Below are 1,430 nucleotides of genomic sequence, written 5' to 3'. Positions count from 1 at the left end.
GGGTCAGGCCGGCGGATCGGGGCAGCAGACGGTCAGCGCTCCCGGCACCACCTTGACCTTCAGCCGCTTCGCGGTGCCCCGCGCGCCCCCGTCCAGCTCGTACGTCTTCGGCTCGGCGAACCGGACACGCACCTTCCGCCCGCGGGTGATCCGCACGAACGGGGACTCGTCGGACCGGCCCGCGGCCATCCGGCCCAGCGTGCGGGCCCAGTCCACCGCGCCGCTGGCCGTGGAGACGCCGATCTCCAGCGCGCCGTCGTCGGGCCGGGCGTCGTCGAAGGCGGGGATGCCGCCGGTGATCGTGCCGACGTTGCCGAACAGCACGCAGCTCGCCTCGCCGTCGAACCAGTCGGCGCCGTCGACCGTGATCCTCGTCCGGACGCACTCACCGCGGACGTGCCGCAGCCCGGTCCAGACGTACGCGACCCGGCCGAACCGGCCCTTGAGCTTGCGGTCGGCGTCGCGGATCAGGTCGCCGTCGAACCCGGCGCCGGCCATCACCGCGAAGTGCTCCCCGTTGAGGCGGCCCAGGTCCAGCTCGCGCCGCCGGCCGTGCAGGGCGGTGCGGAGCGCCTCGGGCAGGTCGGCGGGGATGCCGAGGTTGGTGGCGAAGAGGTTGGCGGTGCCGGCGGGCAGGATGCCCATGGGCACGTCCGATCCGGCGAGGGTGTCGGCGCACCGCTGCACCATGCCGTCGCCGCCCCAGACCAGGATCAGCTCGGCGCCCTTGTCGAGCGCCTTGCGGACCTTCTTCGGCGCCTTGCGGCTCTTGGGCACCTCGTACCAGAGGAGCCGCCCCACCCCGGCGGCGACCAGGCCGGCGCGCAGCTCGTCGAGGCCGCCGCCGAAGGTCTTCTTCCGATGGGCGACGACCGCGACGACGCCGGCCGGCGGCGCGCCGGTGCCGGTGGCGGGGCGGTCGGCGGTGCTCGTGCTCATGGCCACCGTTCGTACCCCGCCGCCGGTTCTCCCACGCCTGCCGGCCCCGGCGACGCGCCCGATTCCGATCAGCAGAATGCTGTGATCGGCCGACCTCGTTCGGTACAGTACGGGCGTTGATCGCCGGCGCTGCCCGGCGGTCGGAGGGATGCCCGGGATGACTCGACGCGGCGGACGGCTGGCGCGGGTGGTGCTGCGCGTCGGCCTGCTGCTCGGCGGGGTCGCGGCGGCCTGGGGCGCGCACGAGGCCGCCACGGGCGCCGCCGCGCACGCCGCCGAACGCCCGCCCGCCGCTCCGCTGACCGCCGTCGTCGACCTGCTCACCGACACGCTGAACCCGGTCCTCGACGCGGTGAGACCTCCCGCCAACTCGCCCACTTCGTGGTCGACACGAGCCGCAACGGGCAGGGGCCGTGGACCCCGCCGGCCGGGGTGACCTGGCCGGACCCGCAGACCTGGTGCAACCCGCCGGACCGGGGGCTGGGCCTGCG

General features: G+C 75.5%; 3 protein-coding genes. 2 read left to right on the top strand and 1 reads right to left on the bottom strand.

The features are described 5' to 3' along the window. Window positions 1-3 precede the first annotated feature (3 nt). Window positions 4-939 (bottom strand): diacylglycerol kinase family protein, encoded by a 936-nt coding sequence (locus tag F8274_RS30610; protein ID WP_151465872.1) that lies wholly within the window; start codon window positions 937-939, stop codon window positions 4-6. Window positions 940-1,096: 157 nt separating this feature from the next. Between F8274_RS30610 and F8274_RS32410 the strand changes: the two genes are divergently transcribed. Continuing rightward, complete coding sequence (locus tag F8274_RS32410; protein WP_255474596.1) at window positions 1,097-1,375, top strand: hypothetical protein; 279 nt, start codon at window positions 1,097-1,099, stop codon at window positions 1,373-1,375. After that, window positions 1,321-1,430 (top strand): glycoside hydrolase family 6 protein (locus F8274_RS32405; protein ID WP_255474595.1); only part of this gene is annotated, 110 nt, incomplete at its 3' end. The genes F8274_RS32410 and F8274_RS32405, both read left to right, overlap by 55 nt.

The sequence above is a fragment of the Micromonospora sp. AMSO31t genome, from assembly GCF_008868175.1.
GTDB lineage: Bacteria > Actinomycetota > Actinomycetes > Mycobacteriales > Micromonosporaceae > Micromonospora.
Note: the sequence above shows the minus strand (reverse complement) of the source record. Positions and strands in the feature narration are given on the sequence as shown.